Below are 17,680 nucleotides of genomic sequence, written 5' to 3'. Positions count from 1 at the left end.
CCGCCCCCAAGGGGCCGGCCTTCTTCCCTTCTACTTACAAGCTAGGAAATGCGAACTGCGAAGCTTCATGGCTCGCTCGTTGTGGCCAGCGCTGGGTAATGGCCTTGCGACGGGTGTAGAAACGCACGCCATCCGGACCATACGCATGCAAGTCGCCGAACAGCGAGCGCTTCCAGCCGCCAAAGCTGTGATAAGCCACCGGTACCGGCAGCGGTACGTTAACGCCGACCATACCGACTTCGATTTCGTCGCAGAACAACCGTGCCGCTTCCCCATCACGGGTAAAGATGCAGGTGCCGTTGCCATACTCGTGATCGTTGATCAGCTGCATCGCCTCTTCCAGGCTGTTAACCCGGACAACACACAGCACCGGCCCGAAGATCTCTTCTTTATAGATGCGCATTTCTGGTGTGACGTTATCGAACAGGCAGCCACCCAGGAAGAAACCTTCCTCATGACCCGCCACGCTCAGGCCACGACCATCGACCACCAAGGAAGCACCCGCCGAAACACCGTCTTCTATATAGCCACTGACTTTGTCGCGAGCCTGACCGGAAACCAGCGGCCCCATGTCCAGACCGCAGGAAGTACCGGCACCGATTTTCAGCGCCTTGATTTGCGGTACCAACTTGGCCACCAGCGCATCCGCCACCTGGTCACCGACGCACACAGCCACCGAGATCGCCATGCAACGTTCACCACAAGAACCATACGCCGCGCCCATCAATGCGCTGACCGCGTTATCCAGATCCGCATCCGGCATCAACACCGCGTGGTTCTTCGCTCCACCCAGTGCCTGAACACGTTTGCCGCGCTTGGTGCCTTCGGCGTAGATGTATTCGGCAATCGGCGTCGAACCAACGAAGCTCAACGCTTTGACTTCCGGCGCTTCGATCAGCGCGTCCACCGCAGCCTTGTCGCCGTGCACCACACTCAGCACACCTTTAGGCAGACCGGCCTCGATCAACAGTTGAGCAATCAACAACGTCGAACTTGGGTCACGCTCGGAAGGCTTGAGAATGAAGCAGTTGCCGCAGACGATCGCCAGTGGATACATCCACAACGGCACCATGGCAGGGAAGTTGAACGGCGTAATACCAGCCACCACGCCCAGCGGCTGGAAGTCCGACCAGGCATCAATATTCGGGCCGACGTTACGACTGTATTCGCCTTTGAGAATTTCCGGCGCGGCGCAAGCGAACTCGACGTTCTCGATTCCGCGTTTCAGTTCACCGGCAGCATCTTCCAATGTCTTGCCGTGCTCTTCGCTGATTAACTGAGCGATACGCGCCTCGTTCTGCTCCAACAATTGCTTGAAGCGGAACATCACCTGCGCACGCTTGGCCGGCGGAGTGTTACGCCATGCAGGGAATGCAGCCTTGGCCGAGTCGATGGCTTTTTGAATGGTTTCGCGACTGGCCAATGGCAGCTTGTGGATTGCCTTGCCGGTGGACGGGTTGAACACGTCAGCTGTGCGACCGTCTTCGGTCACCAGTTCGCCATTGATCAAATGCGGGATAAGGCTCATGCGGGGCTCCAGAAAAGTTGTCCACAGGCGCCCATCACCGGGCGCCTCTATATAGAAGGGAAAAATCAGTCGATCTTGTTCAGCACTTCGCCGACCGCGTCGAACAGACGATCAAGGTCTTGCGGCTTGCTGTTAAAGGTTGGGCCGAACTGCAGGGTGTCGCCGCCGAAGCGCACGTAGAACCCGGCTTTCCACAACGCCATGCCGGCTTCGAACGGACGCACGATGGCGTCGCCGTCACGAGGTGCGATCTGGATCGCACCGGCCAGGCCGTAGTTACGAATATCGATGATGTTTTTCGAGCCCTTCAGACCGTGCAGCGCATTTTCGAAATGCGGCGCGACTTCGGCCACGCTCTGCACCAGGTTTTCCTTTTGCAGCAGGTCGAGTGCTGCCAGGCCAGCGGCGCACGCCACCGGGTGCGCGGAATAGGTGTAGCCGTGCGGAAATTCCACCGCGTACTCCGGCGTCGCCTGGTTCATGAAGGTCTGGTAGATCTCGGAGCTGGCAATCACTGCGCCCATCGGAATCGCGCCGTTGGTAACTTGCTTGGCGATGCACATCAGGTCCGGGGTCACGCCGAAGCTGTCGGCGCCGAACATCGAACCGGTACGGCCGAAACCGGTGATCACTTCGTCGAACACCAGCAGGATGTTGTGCTGATCGCAGATCTCACGCAGACGCTTGAGGTAACCCTGCGGCGGAACCAGCACGCCAGCTGAACCGGCCATTGGCTCGACGAATACGGCGGCGATGTTCGAAGCATCATGCAGCTCGATCAACTTCAGCAGTTCGTCGGCCAGTGCAATACCGCCCTGCTCCGGCATGCCACGGGAATAAGCGTTGCTTGCCAGCAAGGTGTGCGGCAGGTGATCGACGTCCATCATCGCCTGACCGAACATTTTGCGGTTGCCGTTCACGCCGCCGAGGCTGGTGCCGGCGATGTTCACACCGTGGTAACCACGGGCACGACCGATCATTTTGGTCTTGGTGGCCTGGCCTTTCAGACGCCAGTAAGCGCGGACCATCTTCACTGCGGTATCAGCGCACTCGGAACCCGAGTCAGTGAAGAACACATGATTGAGATTGCCCGGGGTCAGGTCGGTGATTTTCTCAGCCAGCTGGAACGACAGCGGATGGCCGTACTGGAAGCCTGGCGAATAATCGAGGGTGCCCAATTGCTTGGCGACCGCTTCCTGAATTTCCTTGCGGGTATGCCCGGCGCCGCAGGTCCACAAACCGGAAAGCGAGTCGTAAACCTTGCGCCCCTTGTCATCAATCAGCCAACTGCCTTCAGCCGCCACGATCAGTCGCGGATCGCGCTGGAAATTACGGTTGGCGGTGTAGGGCATCCAGTGAGCATCGAGCTTGAGCTGGCTGGCCAGGGAAGTCGGGTTGTTTTCAGGCAAGTTCATTGGGCAAAACCTCGCAGGGCAATAAGCGGCATAGAGATCAAAAGCGTTCTTGCAGCTAAATTGCCACGGGGATAAAGTCGGTGAAATCCAACTCTTCTAACGTTCAGTCAGCCCGCCACTAAACTTTGAGTATTTTGAGCATGAGCAGCCGTCGCCCCGATCCGCTGGCGCAAGTCAGTGACTTTGATATCCGCCTGCTGCGGATCTTTCGCAGCGTGGTGGAGTGCGGCGGCTTCTCGGCAGCGGAGTCGGTGCTGGGGATCGGCCGCTCGGCCATCAGCCAGCAAATGAGTGATCTGGAACAGCGCCTCGGTTTGCGCTTGTGCCAACGCGGCCGAGCCGGCTTTTCCCTGACCGAAGAAGGACGCGAGGTCTATCACTCGGCGTTGCAGCTCTTAAGTGCGTTGGAAAGTTTCCGCACTGAGGTCAATGGACTGCACCTACATTTGCGCGGCGAATTGACCATCGGCCTGACCGACAACCTGGTCACCCTGCCCCACATGCGCATCACCCACGCCTTGGCGCAATTGAAGGAGCGCGGGCCGGACGTGCAGATTCAGATCCGCATGATCGCGCCCAATGAAGTCGAACAAGGCGTGCTCGACGGTCGTTTGCATGTCGGCGTGGTGCCGCAGGCCAGCGCGCTGTCGGGGCTGGAATATCAGCCGCTCTATAGCGAACGCTCGCTGCTGTATTGCGCGGTCGGTCATCCGTTGTTTTATGTCGACGATAAACAACTGGATGACGAGCGCCTCAATAGCCAGGACGCCATCGCGCCGACCTTCCGTTTGCCCGCGGAAATCCAGGCCCACTACCAGGCGCTCAATTGCACCGCCAGCGCCTCGGACCGGGAAGGCATGGCGTTCCTGATCCTGACCGGACACTTCATCGGTTACCTGCCGGACCACTACGCCAGCCTCTGGGTGCAGCAAGGCCGATTGCGTGCGCTGAAACCAAAGGTGCGTTTTTATGACCTGAGCCTCGCATCGGTCACGCGCAAGGGGCGTCGTCCGCATTTGGTGCTGGAAAGCTTCCTCGAAAGCCTGGCCGCGACGCGTTGAAACATGTGGGAGCGAGCCTGCTCGCGAAGAGGGCATATCAGTCGATACTTCTACAGCTGACCCGCCGCCTTCGCGAGCAGGCTCGCTCCCACAGTTTTATTGCGTCAGGACTTGTCTGATGCCGGTGGGTGCGCTATCAACGCACTGGTTGCACCCACTCACTTGTTCGGAAGTGCCTATGACCTTTGAAGTCCCCGCTCACGGCGGCAAACCTGCCAGCCGGATTCGTCAGAAGAACGAAGAGACCATCATCAAAGCCGCCGAAGACGAGTTCGCCCGTCACGGGTTCAAAGGCACCAGCATGAACACCATCGCCCTGAATGCCGGGTTGCCCAAGGCGAATCTGCATTACTACTTCACCAACAAACTCGGTTTGTACGTGGCGGTGTTGAGCAACATCCTCCAGTTGTGGGACAGCACGTTCAACACCCTGACCGCCGAGGATGATCCGGCCGAAGCGCTGACTCGCTACATCCGCGCCAAGATGGAATTCTCCCGTCGTCAGCCACAAGCCTCGCGGATCTTCGCGATGGAGGTGATCAGCGGCGGCGAATGCCTGACCGAATATTTCAATCAAGACTATCGCGCGTGGTTCCAGGGTCGGGCGGGCGTGTTCCAGGCGTGGATCGACGCCGGAAAAATGGACCCGGTCGACCCGGTTAACCTGATCTTCCTGTTGTGGGGCAGCACTCAGCATTACGCCGATTTCGCCACGCAGATCTGCCGTGTCACCGGTCGCACCAAGTTGACCAAGCAAGACATGGAAGACGCGGGCAACAACCTGATCCGCATCATTCTCAAAGGCTGCGGCCTGACGCCAACGATCTAAGACACTTATGCCTTTTACCCTCAGCGGTTTTTGCGAGTACCGCGAAGAGATTCGCAAAAGCCGCTTCGTCACTTTCGCCGCGCCAATCAGCAGCCCTGCTGAAGCCCTGGTGTTCATCGAACAGCACAGCGATTTGAATGCCTCGCACAATTGCTGGGCCTGGAAGCTTGGCGACCAGTACCGCAGCACTGACGATGGCGAGCCAGGCGGCACTGCCGGCCGACCGATTCTGGCGGCGATCGACGCGCAGGATTGCGATCAGGTCGCGGTGCTGGTGATTCGTTGGTATGGCGGCATTCAACTCGGCACCGGTGGCCTCGCCCGGGCGTATGGCGGCGGCGCCAACAAATGCCTGCAAGCGGCGGCGAAGGTTGAGCTGATCAGTCGGGTGCCGGTGAGTTGTGCCTGTGCTTTTGCAGAGTTACCGCTGGTGAAGCTTCGGGTGGCGGAACTGGGTGGTTTGGTCGTGGAAGAAACGTTCACGGCCAACGGTGTAGAGCTGCAATTGGCGATCGGCGAAAGCCAGATCGATACCCTGCAAACGCAGCTGGCAGATTTGAGCCGCGGACGCATTTTGTTGCAGCACTAATCGCACCAACAACGTTCACCGCCCTTTCGTCGAACCGGTGCATTTGCCCACATCTACTGTGCACCCGGCTGTGGATAACCTGAGCACACTCGGCTGTAACCCTTCTGTCATGCGGCTTTGCGGGCTTTGCTCACTTTTCGTCCAATCCGCCATCGAAAATGATAAATCCACGTAAAAACAATCAGTTAACGCGGTTTATCACCTTTAGAAGAAAGCCACACGGTGCTTATGCCCGAGCTTCGGGCTTGCGCACAAATACTGTGGAGCAATCTGTGGATAACCCGTTCATGGCTGTCGCCGCCCCATGTCCGGCATGGCTTGGCGCCGGTTGCTTGTTTTTTGACCAAACGCCTTGTGCAAAACCGGAGCCTGATCAACGGCGTTGCCCTCAAGTGGTGCCTGGTGCGGGATCGACATAGGGCGGGGTGTCGTCCTCAAAGCCTTTATCTGTAGCGCATTTGATTTTTCCTGACTCAATGGCCAGGAAATTGCTTTATCCACAGACATCACTTCTATCGACCCGAGCCTGTCATGCCCAACCCCGTGCCGATCTCCGATCCAACACCTCGCCTGCAACTGCGCAACATCAGCAAGCGCTACCCCGGTTGCCTGGCCAACGATGCCATCGACCTGAGCATTGCACCCGGTGAAATCCACGCCCTGCTCGGCGAAAACGGCGCGGGTAAAAGTACGTTGATGAAGATCATCTACGGCGTCACCCACGCGGACTCGGGCGAGATGATCTGGCAAGGACAACGCCTGACCCTGCGCAACCCGGCTCAGGCTCGGGGGCTGGGAATCGGCATGGTGTTCCAGCATTTCTCGCTGTTCGAGACTTTGAGCGTGGCGCAGAACATTGCTTTGGCGATGGGCGCGGCGGCGGGTACACCGAAACAGCTTGAGCCAAGGATTCGTGAAGTCTCCCGGCGCTACGGCATGGCGCTGGAGCCGGGGCGACTTGTCCACAGCCTGTCGATCGGCGAACGCCAGCGGGTGGAAATCATTCGTTGCCTGATGCAGGACATCCGCCTGCTGATTCTCGATGAGCCAACTTCGGTGCTGACTCCGCAGGAAGCCGACGATTTGTTCGTCACCTTGCGCCGACTCTCCGGCGAAGGCTGCAGCATTCTGTTTATCAGCCACAAACTCGGTGAAGTTCGCGCGTTGTGCCACAGCGCCACGGTGTTGCGCGGCGGTCGGGTGGCCGGGCATTGCGTGCCGGCCGAGTGTTCGGATCGGCAGCTGGCGCAGTTGATGGTCGGCGAAGCCGCTGCGCTGATTACGGACTATCCGAAAGTCACTGGCGCTAATGCATTCCTGAATGTGACGGGACTGTCCTGGCACAACCCCGATCCCTTCGGCTGTTCGCTGAAGGACATCGAGCTTGAAGTACGCAGTGGCGAGATCGTCGGCATCGCCGGGGTCGCGGGCAACGGTCAGGATGAGTTGCTTGCCCTGCTCAGCGGCGAAGAACCGCTCAGTCGCAACGACGGCGCAACGATCAGTTTCGGCGGGCAACCGGTGGCGCACTTGCGGCCGGATGCGCGGCGCAAACTGGGCCAGGCCTACGTCCCCGCTGAACGTCTGGGCCATGGCGCGGTGCCGGACCTGAGCCTGGCGGACAACGCTCTGCTGACTGCGTTTCAACAGGGGCTGGTCAGCAACGGCCTGATCCAGCGTGGCAAGGTCGAAGCGCTGGCCGAAGAAATCATCCGCCGCTTCGGGGTCAAGACACCCGATAGCCAGACACCGGCCCGCAGCCTGTCTGGCGGCAACTTGCAGAAATTCATCCTCGGCCGGGAAATCCTGCAGCAACCGAAACTGCTGGTGGCCGCGCACCCGACCTGGGGCGTGGACGTCGGCGCCGCCGCGACCATTCACCGGGCGCTGATTGCCTTGCGCGACGCTGGCGCGGCGATCCTGGTGATCGGCGAAGACCTCGACGAACTGTTCCAGATCAGCGACCGCCTCGGCGCGTTGTGCAGCGGTCGATTGTCGCCGCTCAAGGCCACGGTCGACACGCGCCTGATCGATGTCGGCGGCTGGATGGCCGGCCAGTTCGACGCCCCTCAATCACTCGCACCCGCAACGGTTTAACGGAGATTCACATGCTGCTTTCTCTCGAACCCCGTGGCCAGCAATCGCGCCTGATGCTGTGGTGCTCGCCGTTGCTGGCGGCTGTCCTGACGTTGGGCTGTGGCTCGCTGCTGTTTATCGCGCTGGGGCATGATCCATTACTGACGCTGCACACCTTGCTGATCGCGCCGATCAGCGACCTGTATGGCGTCTCCGAGTTGCTGGTCAAAGCGCTGCCGATTTTGCTCTGCGCGTTGGGGCTGGCGGTGGCGTACCAGGCGCGGATCTGGAACATCGGCGCCGAAGGTCAGTTGCTGCTTGGCGCGCTGGCCGGCAGTGCGCTGGCGGTGAATATCATCGGCATGCAAAGCCGCTGGGCGCTGGTGCTGATCCTGCTCGTCGGCACCCTGGCCGGTGCCGCATGGGCCGGACTGACAGCGTGGTTGCGCACGCGTTTCAATGCCAATGAAATCCTCACCAGCATCATGCTCAATTACATCGCCCTGAACCTGCTGTTGTTTTGTGTGCATGGACCGTTGAAGGATCCGGCCGGGTTCAACTTTCCCGAGTCCGCAATGTTCGGCGATGCCAGCCGTTTGCCGCTGCTGATGGAGGATGGTCGGGTTCACGTCGGCGTGTATTTCGCCTTGCTCGCGTTGGTCGCTGTGTGGGTGTTGCTGCAGAAAAGCTTTATCGGTTTCCAGATCAAAGTCCTCGGGCTGGACAAGCGCGCAGCGGGGTTCGTCGGCTTTCGCGAGAAACGGCTGATCTGGCTGGCGCTGTTGATCAGCGGAGGATTGGCGGGGCTGGCCGGGGTGTGCGAGGTCACCGGGCCGATCGGCCAATTGGTACCGCAAGTCTCGCCCGGTTACGGCTATGCCGCGATCACCGTGGCGTTTCTCGGACGACTCAATCCCATCGGCATTCTGTTTTCCAGCCTGCTGATGGCGTTGCTGTACCTCGGCGGCGAGAGCGCGCAGATGAGCATGAATCTGCCACAAGCAATCACCCAATTGTTCCAGGGCATGATGCTGTTTTTCCTGCTGGCCAGTGACGTGCTGATTCTCTACCGACCGCGCTTGAACCTGCGCTGGACCCGTCGTGCACCAGCCACCGCCGTACACGCAGGAGCGCTGTGATGGATATCGATCTGCTGAGCAATATTTTCTACGCCATGGTCCGCTGCGGTACGCCGCTACTGTTGGTGGCACTCGGTGAGCTGATCTGCGAGAAGAGCGGCGTTCTGAACCTCGGCCAGGAAGGGATGATGCTGTTTGGGGCGGTGATCGGTTTTATCGTCGCCTTGAACAGCGGCAACCTGTGGCTCGGCGTGTTGCTGGCGATGCTTGCCGGGATGCTGTTGTCGTCGTTGTTTGCGTTGGTGGCGCTGGTGTTCAACGCCAATCAGGTGGCCACCGGGTTGGCGCTGACGATCTTCGGCGTGGGCCTGTCGACCTTTGTCGGCGCGGCGTGGGTCGGTAAACCGCTGGCAGGTTTTGAGCCGGTGGCGATTCCTTTTTTGAGTGACATCCCGCTGATCGGACGGATGCTGTTTGCGCAGGATCTGTTGGTGTATGTGTCGTTCGCGCTGTTTGCGCTGGTGGCCTGGGTGATGGTGAAAAGTCGCGTCGGGCTGATCATTCAGGCGGTCGGCGAAAACCCGGATGCAGCCAGCGCGATGGGTTTGCCGGTGTTGGGCGTGCGCACGCTGGCGGTGCTGTTTGGCGGGGCGATGGCTGGGTTGGCCGGGGCTTATTTGTCGCTGGCCTACACGCCGATGTGGGCGGAGAACATGAGCGCCGGGCGTGGCTGGATCGCCCTGGCACTGGTGGTGTTTGCCAGTTGGCGGGTATGGCGATTGCTGCTGGGGGCGTATCTGTTTGGGCTCGCCAGCATCCTGCATCTGGTGGCGCAGGGGTTGGGGCTGGCGATTCCGTCGAGTCTGTTGGCGATGCTGCCGTATGTCGCGACCATTGTGGTGTTGGTGATGTTGTCCCGGGATGCGATGCGTACGCGGTTGTATGCGCCGGTGTCGTTGGGGAAACCTTGGCAGGCCGGGCATTAGCGGTTGTCTGCACCGGCCTCATCGCGAGCAGGCTCGCTCCCACAGTAGTACGGGTTTAACTCAGGATTGCGGGTCGACACGGATCCCCTGTGGGAATGAGCCTGCTCGCGATGACGTCCGCACTGGCAACACCTGAGCTACGCCCCACGCCAATTCAAAGACCAGAAAAATCACCAACAGCGAACTGGCGCCATGGAGCAAGGCATAGAGCAGCCAAGCCGAAAACAGAAACCTGCCCACCGCGTCATACCGCCCATACACCTGCTGCGGATCACGAATCCGCAGCACCGCCCACACGCAGACAATCGACCCCAACAGATTGGCCATCAGCATGTGCATCGGCTCAAACGTCGGCAACTCGCCGGACAAATTGAGCGCTTGGCTCACACTCAACAAAACGCCATGCAACGCCACAAAACTCCACGGTGTGACAAACGCTGCCGTCACGATCAAGTCATACCAGGCACTACCCTTCACCAACCGGCGATATTGCGTTGAAGTCCACATCCGTTTTGCTCCAAAAAATCAGGGAGCAACAAGGCTAAAGCCTGGAGTATGCTCCAAGGTCAAGCCCTCTCGAGAAGTCATGATGCGCATCGGAGAATTAGCCCAGGCCAGCGCCGTCAGCCGCGACACGCTGCGCTTTTACGAGCAACGCGGATTGATTGCGGCACAACGCAGCGCCAACGGTTATCGCGACTACCCGGCGGACATGGTGCAACTGGTGCAGTACATCAAGACCGCTCAGCGATTGGGCTTTACCCTCGGCGAAATCGGCAACAGCGTCGCCGCGATATCGCAGTCGCCCGATCCCGACAGCGCCGTCACGCAATTGCTGCAAGACAAACTCAAACTGATCGAAACCCGAATCGACGAACTCGGCGCGCTGCGTCAGGAGTTGCAGCAACGGCTCGGTCAACGTTGTCCATTGAATCCGTGATCCTCATTTATCAAGGAAGCCACTTATGTCTACGGCAAAAACCGCACTCATCATCGGCGCCTCCCGGGGCCTGGGCCTCGGTCTGGTAAAAACCCTGCTGGCCGACGGCTGGCAGGTCACCGCCACCGTGCGCAACCCGCAGAATGCCGAAGCCTTGGAAGCCTTGGGCAAGGTGCGGATCGAAAAACTCGACATGGACGATCAGCAAGCGGTCATCGCTCTGAGCCAGCAGCTCAAGGGCGAAGTGTTCGACCTGTTGTTCGTGAATGCCGGGGTCAAAGGCCCGGACGTTCAAACGCCGGGCGGCGCGACCCTGGCCGAAGTCGGGCAACTGTTCTTCACCAATGCGGTGGCGCCGATCAATCTGGCTCAACGCTTTGTCGGGCAGATTCGTCCGGACAGCGGCGTGCTGGCGTTCATGAGTTCGGTGCTGGGCAGCGTGACCATGCCGGATGCGCCGGAGCTGGCGTTGTACAAAGCGAGCAAAGCAGCGCTGAACTCGATGACCAACAGCTTCGTCACTCAGTTGGGCGAGCAGAAACTCACCGTGTTGTCGCTGCATCCGGGTTGGGTGAAGACCGACATGGGCGGTGAAGGCGCCGACATCGATGTGGACACCAGTACGCGTGGGTTGGTCGATCAGGTGAATGCGTATACCGGCAAGGGCGGACATCATTTTGTGAATTACCGGGGTGAAACCATTCCCTGGTAACCACCACCGCCCTCCTGTGGGAGCGAGCCTGCTCGCGAAGGCGGCAGTACATTCAACATTGTTGTTGGCTGACACACCGCTTTCGCGAGCAGGCTCGCTCCCACAGGGACTCATTCCACACCGGGGTTTTGCATCGCCTGGTCGGCCCGGGCTTGCCCGCGATGCGGTTTTGAATGAAACTCCGCACCTCGTCCCCGCGGCGACCCTGGATCAGCAGACAGGGTAATCACTGAGCTGGCTAACCTGAACCCCACTTTCAGAGGAGCCGGCCAACATGCCTGCGACCCGTACCTGGTTAAAAAATCCCCTCGCGATCTTCACTGCCAATGGCCTCGATGCCCGTGGCGGCCTGGTGCTGCAAGACGGTTTGATCGTCGAAGTGCTCGCCGCCGGCCAGCAACCTTCCGCGCCCTGTGGACAAGTCTTCGATGCCCGCGAGCATGTGATCCTGCCGGGGCTGATCAACACCCATCACCACTTCTATCAAACCCTGACCCGCGCCTGGGCGCCGGTGGTCAATCAGCCGTTGTTCCCGTGGCTGAAAACCCTCTATCCGGTCTGGGCCCGCCTCACCCCTGAAAAACTCGCCCTCGCCAGCAAAGTTGCGTTGGCCGAGTTGCTGCTGTCCGGCTGCACCACCGCGGCCGATCACCATTACCTGTTTCCGCAAGGCCTGGAAAATGCGATCGATGTACAGGTCGAAAGCGTTCGCGAACTGGGCATGCGCGCCATGTTGACGCGCGGTTCCATGAGCCTCGGCGAAAAGGACGGCGGCTTGCCGCCGCAGCAAACCGTGCAGGAAGGCGAAGTGATCCTCGCCGACAGCCAACGCTTGATCGCCGAATACCACGAGCGTGGCGACGGTGCGCAAATCCAGATCGCCCTCGCGCCCTGCTCACCGTTTTCGGTGACCCCGCAAATCATGTCCGCCAGCGCCGAACTGGCGAACAAACTCGACGTGCGCCTGCACACTCATCTGGCCGAAACCCTCGACGAAGAAGATTTCTGCCTGCAGCGCTTCGGCCTGCGCACCGTGGATTACCTCGACAGCGTCGGCTGGCTCGGCCCGCGCACCTGGCTGGCTCACGGCATTCACTTCAACCCGGACGAAATCGCTCGCCTCGGCGCTGCCGGCACCGGCATTTGCCATTGCCCGAGTTCGAACATGCGCCTGGCATCCGGCATCTGCCCGACGCTGGACCTAACGGCTGCGGGTGCATTGCTGGGCTTGGGCGTGGACGGCTCGGCGTCCAACGATGCGTCGAACATGATGCTGGAAACCCGTCAGGCGCTGTACATTCAGCGGCTGCGTTATGGCGCCGAGAAGATCACCCCGGAACTGGTTTTGGGTTGGGCGACCAAGGGTTCGGCGAGTTTGCTCGGGCGTACTGATATCGGAGAACTGGCAGTGGGCAAGCAAGCGGACCTGGCGCTGTTCAAGCTTGATGAGCTGCGGTTCTCCGGCAGTCATGATCCGGTGTCGGCATTGCTGCTGTGCGGCGCTGACCGGGCGGATCGGGTGATGATTGGCGGCAAATGGCGGGTGATTGATGGGCAGGTTGAAGGGCTGGATTTGAAAGGCTTGATTGCCGATCACAGCCAGGCGGCTCGGCAACTCATCGCCGGTACCTAATCCACCACCTGATCGTTCCCACGCTCTGCGTGGGAACGATCACCCATCAACTACAGGCCCAGCAGCGACAACATGATGAACGTCGCAAACAGCACAAAGTGGGTCATGCCTTCGATGGCGTTGGTTTCGCCATCATTGAGGTTGATCGCGCTGACGATCAGGGTGAGGAAGATCATCACGGTCTGCACCGGGGTCATCGCCATCTGGAACGGCTGGCCGGTGTAGAGCGCCATCGCTTCCATCACCGGCACTGTCAGGATGACTGTCGACAGCGATGCGCCCATGGCGATGTTGACCACCGACTGCATGCGGTTGGCCAGTGCCGCCCGCAACGCGGTCAGGATTTCCGGCGCCGCCGAGATTGCCGCCACCAGGATTGCCGTGATCACCGGCGGTGCGCCCGTCCCTTCGAGGCCCAGATCGAGGGTCTTGGACATTACCTCGGCCAATGCGCCGATCACCACCACGCCGAACACCAATGTCCCAATGCTCAGCCCCAGATTGACCGGTTCAGGTTCTTGTTCCGAGACTTTCTTGCGGCGCTTTTCCGGGTAGCTGTAGCTGAAGAAATAACTGTGCGGCCCGACCTGCATGCGCAGGAACAGGGTGTAGAGCACGACCATCGCACCAATGGTGAACGCCGAATAGAGTTTCCAGCGAGCCTCGGGAATGAACTCCGGCACCACCATGGAAACGCCCATGGCGGTGAGGATCATCACGCTGTAACTGCGGGCCGAGTCGTCGTTGTAGGACTGTTCGCCGTGCTTGAGCCCACCCATCAACGCAGCGAGGCCGAGGATGCCGTTGATGTCGAGCATCACCGCCGAATAGATCGTGTCGCGTACCAGGGTCGGCGAAGCCTCGTTGCTCATCATGATCGCCAGGATCACCACTTCCACCAGCACGGCGGCCAGGGTCAGGATCATCGTGCCGTAAGGGTCACCGACTTTTTCCGCAAGCAGTTCGGCGTGATGAGCAACGCGCATGGAGGCAACGACGATGAAGGCAATCAGCACCAGGCCGGCGGTCAGCGCGATGGGCTGGCCGCTGTGCAGCATCCAGTGCTCCAGCGGGTAGGCGACGGCGGCGGCGATCACGGCCAACAACAGAAACTTTTCTTGCTTGAGGAGTGTGAGCATTGCGGGCCTTTTTGCCAGGTGAAGCGAAACCAGGGTGATGAGCTACTGACTGTGGGGCGGCGCTAACGTTTCGTTACACCTTAGCGCACCAGTGGATGGCAGCCGTGTCAGGCCATGCACTTTTATCGGCCTCAAGGGCCTGCTCGCGATGGCCGTTACGCGATCTCGATCCTTTAGTTGTCTTGTTGGTCAGCAATTTGCATTGCCCTGCCAACCTCACAACAACATGGAGTTCGAATTCATGCACAAACGTCCGTTGAAGAAGCTGCTTGGCGCCGTCGTCGCGGCCATCGGTCTGAGCGCCAGCCTGACCGCCAGTGCCGCCGACCCGCTGAAAGTCGGCTTCGTCTACATCGGTCCGATTGGCGATCACGGCTGGACGTATCAGCATGAACAGGGGCGCAAGGCGCTGGCGGAAAAATTCGGCGATCAAATCACCACCAACTACGTGGAGAACGTCGCCGAAGGTGCCGACGCCGAACGGGTGATCCGCAACATGGCCAAGGACAAGTACGACCTGGTCTTCACCACGTCCTTCGGCTACATGAACCCGACCCTGAAAGTCGCCAAGCAATTTCCCAAGGTGACCTTCGAACACGCCACCGGCTACAAACAGGACAAGAACCTCGGCACCTACCTGGCGCGCACGTATGAAGGTCGCTACGTCGGCGGCTTCCTCGCGGCGAAAATGACCAGGACCAAGAAGATCGGTTACGTCGCGTCCTTCCCGATCCCGGAAGTGATCCGCGACATCAACGCCATTCAACTGGCTCTGAACAAGTACAACCCGGGCACCGAGATCAAAGTGGTGTGGGTCAACTCCTGGTTCGATCCGGGCAAAGAGGCCGATGCCGCCAATGCGTTGATCGATCAGGGCGTGGACGTGGTGTTCCAGCACACCGACAGCCCGGCGCCGATCCAGGCGGCCGAACGACGCGGCGTGTATGCCGTGGGCTACGCGTCGGACATGGCGCACTTCGGGCCGAAAGCGGTGCTGACGTCCATCGTCAACGACTGGGCGCCGCACTACATTCAGGCGACCCAAAGCGTGCTCGATCACCTGTGGAAATCGCAGGATTACTGGGGTGGGTTGAAGGAAGGCACGGTTGAGTTACCGATGAGCGATCTGGTGCCGGCGCCCGTGAAAGCCGAGGCGGAGCAGATCATTACCGACATCAAGAGCGGTGCTTTCCACCCGTTCACCGGACCGATCAAGGATCAGGCCGGCGTCGAGAAGATTGCGGTGGGCGCGACGGCGAGCAATGCGGAGCTGGCATCGATGAACTACTACGTTGAAGGCATGAAGGCCGAGATACCGAAGTAACCTACCTCCATGATCGTTCCCACGCTCTGCGTGGGAATGCCTCAATGGACGCTCTGCGTCCGTTTTTGGGACGCGGAGCGTCCCGGGCTGCATTCCCACGCGGAGCGTGGGAACGATCGTTATAGAGACTGAAAAATGAACCCGCTCCCGATCATCGACATCGCCCCGCTCTACAGCGATGACCCCTCCGCCTGGCAATCAATCGCCACGCAAATCGACCATGCCTGCCGCGAGTGGGGCTTCTTCTACATCAAGGGTCATCCGATCAGCGCCGCGCGCATTAACGCCGTACTCGACAGCGCCCAACGTTTCTTCGCCCTGCCCGCCGCCGAAAAACTCAGGATCGACATCACCCAAACCCGTCACCACCGCGGTTACGGCGCCATCGCCACCGAACAACTCGACCCGAGCAAACCCAGCGACCTGAAAGAAACCTTCGACATGGGCCTGCACTTGCCGGTCGATCACCCAGACGTGCTGGCGGAAAAACCGCTGCGCGGCCCCAACCGTCATCCGTCGATGCCCGGCTGGGAGTCGTTGATGGAGCAGCACTACGTCGACATGCAAGCCTTGGCACAAACCCTGTTACGGGCCATGACTGTGGCACTGGGTATCGAGCGCGATTTTTTCGACAGCCGCTTCGTTGAACCGGTCAGCGTGTTGCGGATGATTCATTACCCACCGCGCCACACCGCCAGCTCCGAAGCGCAACAAGGCGCCGGCGCCCACACCGATTACGGTTGTATCACCCTGCTGTATCAGGATGCCGCCGGCGGCCTGCAAGTGCGAAACGTTAACGGCGAGTGGATCGATGCACCGCCGATCGACAGCACGTTCGTGGTCAACCTCGGCGACATGATGGCGCGCTGGAGCAACGACCGTTACCGGTCGACGCCGCACCGGGTGATCAGCCCCCTGGGCTTGGACCGTTACTCGATGCCATTTTTTGCCGAACCGCACCCCGACACCGTCATCGAATGCCTGCCCGGCTGTCAGGATGAACGGCACCCGACAAAGTATCCGGCCACCACCTGCGCCGAATTCCTGCTCTCGCGCTTCGCCGATACCTACGCCTATCGACGGCAACAGGAAGCGCTGTGATGAACCGGCTGGTCAGGTTTTGCTAATTGTTTCCACGAGCATCTGTAGAATGCTCGCCATCTGCACCTGATGAGAAAAGACTATGTACGACTGGCTGAACGCCCTGCCCAAGGCAGAACTGCACCTGCACCTTGAGGGTTCGCTGGAGCCTGAGTTGCTGTTCGCCCTGGCCGAACGCAACAAGATCGCCCTGCCGTGGAGCGACGTCGAAACCCTGCGCAAGGCTTATGCCTTCAACAACCTGCAAGAGTTTCTCGACCTGTATTACCAGGGCGCCGACGTGTTGCGCACGTCTCAGGATTTCTACGACCTGACCTGGGCTTACCTGTTGCGCTGCAAGGCGCAGAACGTGATTCACACCGAACCGTTCTTCGACCCGCAGACCCACACTGACCGTGGCGTACCGTTCGAAGTGGTGCTCAATGGCATCGCCGCCGCGTTGAAGGATGGCGAACAGCAACTGGGCATCACCAGCGGTTTGATCCTGAGTTTCCTGCGCCACTTGAGCGAAGAAGAAGCCGAGAAAACCCTCGACCAGGCGCTGCCGTTCCGTGATGCGTTTGTCGCCGTCGGTCTGGACAGTTCGGAGATGGGTCATCCGCCAAGCAAGTTCCAGCGCGTGTTTGATCGGGCCCGCCACGAAGGCTTCCTGACCGTCGCCCACGCGGGTGAAGAAGGCCCGCCCGAGTACATCTGGGAAGCCCTCGACCTGCTGAAAATCCAACGCATCGACCATGGCGTGCGAGCCATCGAAGACGAGCGGTTGATGCAGCGGATCATCGACGAGCAAATCCCGTTGACCGTGTGCCCGTTGTCGAACACCAAGCTCTGCGTGTTCGATCACATGTCACAGCACAACATTCTCGACATGCTCGAGCGTGGCGTGAAAGTGACCGTGAACTCGGATGACCCGGCTTACTTCGGCGGTTATGTCACCGAGAACTTCCATGCGCTGTATACCCATTTGGGCATGACCCAGGATCAGGCCAAGCGACTGGCGCAAAACAGCCTGGATGCCCGGTTGGTGAAACCCTAAAAACTGATCGTTCCCACGCTCCGCGTGGGAATGCCTCACCGGACGCTCTGCGTCCGCTTTTGGGACGCGGAGCGTCCCGGGCTGCATTCCCACGCGGAGCGTGGGAACGATCATCAAGCAACCGCCTCGCTTAATTCTTCCAGTGTCTTGCCCCGGGTCTCCATCCCGAACACCCACACCACCCCTGCCGCAATCGCAAAACACATCGCCCCCAGCGCAAACACCCCGCCCT

The 17,680-nt window shown here is 60.0% G+C and carries 17 protein-coding genes; 12 read left to right on the top strand and 5 right to left on the bottom strand.

What is annotated here, in order from left to right:
* Positions 1-34 precede the first annotated feature (34 nt).
* Positions 35-1,528: a CoA-acylating methylmalonate-semialdehyde dehydrogenase gene (locus AC3WP4_RS28030; protein ID WP_074873554.1), complete on the bottom strand. Its 1,494-nt coding sequence runs from the start codon at positions 1,526-1,528 to the stop codon at positions 35-37.
* 65 nt (positions 1,529-1,593) lie between these two features.
* Positions 1,594-2,943 carry an omega-aminotransferase AptA gene (aptA, locus tag AC3WP4_RS28025; protein WP_076028743.1) on the bottom strand — a complete coding sequence of 450 codons (1,350 nt, stop codon included), beginning with the start codon at positions 2,941-2,943 and terminating at the stop codon, positions 1,594-1,596.
* Between the two features lie 140 nt (positions 2,944-3,083).
* On the opposite strand from aptA, the gene AC3WP4_RS28020 reads away from it, so the two are divergent.
* The 6 genes from AC3WP4_RS28020 to AC3WP4_RS27995 all read left to right on the top strand — a co-directional run bounded on the left by AC3WP4_RS28020 (position 3,084) and on the right by AC3WP4_RS27995 (position 9,563).
* Positions 3,084-4,004, top strand: a complete 921-nt coding sequence (locus AC3WP4_RS28020) for a LysR family transcriptional regulator (RefSeq protein WP_074873550.1) — start codon at positions 3,084-3,086, stop codon at positions 4,002-4,004.
* Positions 4,005-4,182: 178 nt separating this feature from the next.
* Positions 4,183-4,833 carry a TetR/AcrR family transcriptional regulator gene (locus AC3WP4_RS28015; RefSeq protein WP_102615727.1) on the top strand — a complete coding sequence of 217 codons (651 nt, stop codon included), beginning with the start codon at positions 4,183-4,185 and terminating at the stop codon, positions 4,831-4,833.
* Positions 4,834-4,840: 7 nt separating this feature from the next.
* Complete coding sequence (locus AC3WP4_RS28010; protein WP_102615726.1) at positions 4,841-5,422, top strand: IMPACT family protein; 582 nt, start codon at positions 4,841-4,843, stop codon at positions 5,420-5,422.
* Positions 5,423-5,953: 531 nt separating this feature from the next.
* A complete protein-coding gene (locus AC3WP4_RS28005; RefSeq protein WP_102615725.1) occupies positions 5,954-7,519 on the top strand; it encodes an ABC transporter ATP-binding protein in 1,566 nt (521 codons plus the stop codon).
* 11 nt (positions 7,520-7,530) lie between these two features.
* Positions 7,531-8,637, top strand: coding sequence for an ABC transporter permease (locus tag AC3WP4_RS28000; protein ID WP_074873542.1), 1,107 nt, complete (start codon positions 7,531-7,533; stop codon positions 8,635-8,637).
* Positions 8,637-9,563 (top strand): ABC transporter permease, encoded by a 927-nt coding sequence (locus AC3WP4_RS27995; RefSeq protein ID WP_102615724.1) that lies wholly within the window; start codon positions 8,637-8,639, stop codon positions 9,561-9,563. Before AC3WP4_RS28000 ends, AC3WP4_RS27995 begins: the two co-directional genes overlap by 1 nt.
* A gap of 60 nt (positions 9,564-9,623) precedes the next feature.
* Here AC3WP4_RS27995 and AC3WP4_RS27990 read toward each other — a convergent pair whose 3' ends face one another.
* Positions 9,624-10,070 carry a hypothetical protein gene (locus AC3WP4_RS27990; protein WP_102615723.1) on the bottom strand — a complete coding sequence of 149 codons (447 nt, stop codon included), beginning with the start codon at positions 10,068-10,070 and terminating at the stop codon, positions 9,624-9,626.
* 82 nt (positions 10,071-10,152) lie between these two features.
* Here AC3WP4_RS27990 and AC3WP4_RS27985 point away from each other — a divergent pair, with 82 nt between their 5' ends.
* The 3 genes from AC3WP4_RS27985 to AC3WP4_RS27975 all read left to right on the top strand — a co-directional run bounded on the left by AC3WP4_RS27985 (position 10,153) and on the right by AC3WP4_RS27975 (position 12,848).
* Complete coding sequence (locus AC3WP4_RS27985) at positions 10,153-10,503, top strand: MerR family transcriptional regulator (RefSeq protein ID WP_076031504.1); 351 nt, start codon at positions 10,153-10,155, stop codon at positions 10,501-10,503.
* Positions 10,504-10,528: 25 nt separating this feature from the next.
* Complete coding sequence (locus tag AC3WP4_RS27980) at positions 10,529-11,215, top strand: SDR family oxidoreductase (protein WP_102615722.1); 687 nt, start codon at positions 10,529-10,531, stop codon at positions 11,213-11,215.
* A 274-nt stretch (positions 11,216-11,489) separates the two neighbouring features.
* Positions 11,490-12,848, top strand: a complete 1,359-nt coding sequence (locus tag AC3WP4_RS27975) for an 8-oxoguanine deaminase (RefSeq protein WP_102615721.1) — start codon at positions 11,490-11,492, stop codon at positions 12,846-12,848.
* 50 nt (positions 12,849-12,898) lie between these two features.
* Here AC3WP4_RS27975 and AC3WP4_RS27970 read toward each other — a convergent pair whose 3' ends face one another.
* Positions 12,899-13,987, bottom strand: a complete 1,089-nt coding sequence (locus AC3WP4_RS27970; RefSeq protein WP_102615720.1) for a calcium:cation antiporter — start codon at positions 13,985-13,987, stop codon at positions 12,899-12,901.
* 241 nt (positions 13,988-14,228) lie between these two features.
* Here AC3WP4_RS27970 and AC3WP4_RS27965 point away from each other — a divergent pair, with 241 nt between their 5' ends.
* From AC3WP4_RS27965 to AC3WP4_RS27955, 3 genes are all read left to right on the top strand, one after another.
* The gene (locus AC3WP4_RS27965; RefSeq protein ID WP_102615719.1) at positions 14,229-15,311 is read left to right on the top strand and encodes a BMP family ABC transporter substrate-binding protein; all 1,083 of its coding nucleotides are present in this window, start codon (positions 14,229-14,231) and stop codon (positions 15,309-15,311) included.
* Positions 15,312-15,446: 135 nt separating this feature from the next.
* Entirely contained in the window at positions 15,447-16,412 is a 966-nt protein-coding gene (locus tag AC3WP4_RS27960) for a 2-oxoglutarate and iron-dependent oxygenase domain-containing protein (RefSeq protein WP_102615718.1), read from the top strand.
* An 82-nt stretch (positions 16,413-16,494) separates the two neighbouring features.
* Positions 16,495-17,448: an adenosine deaminase gene (locus AC3WP4_RS27955; protein ID WP_102615717.1), complete on the top strand. Its 954-nt coding sequence runs from the start codon at positions 16,495-16,497 to the stop codon at positions 17,446-17,448.
* A gap of 113 nt (positions 17,449-17,561) precedes the next feature.
* Here the strand turns inward: AC3WP4_RS27955 and AC3WP4_RS27950 are convergent.
* The coding region (locus AC3WP4_RS27950; protein WP_371917835.1) for a hypothetical protein at positions 17,562-17,680 on the bottom strand (119 nt) is incomplete at its 5' end.

This window comes from Pseudomonas sp. FW305-20 (assembly GCF_058788075.1).
This window is presented reverse-complemented; position numbering and strand designations above follow the sequence as displayed.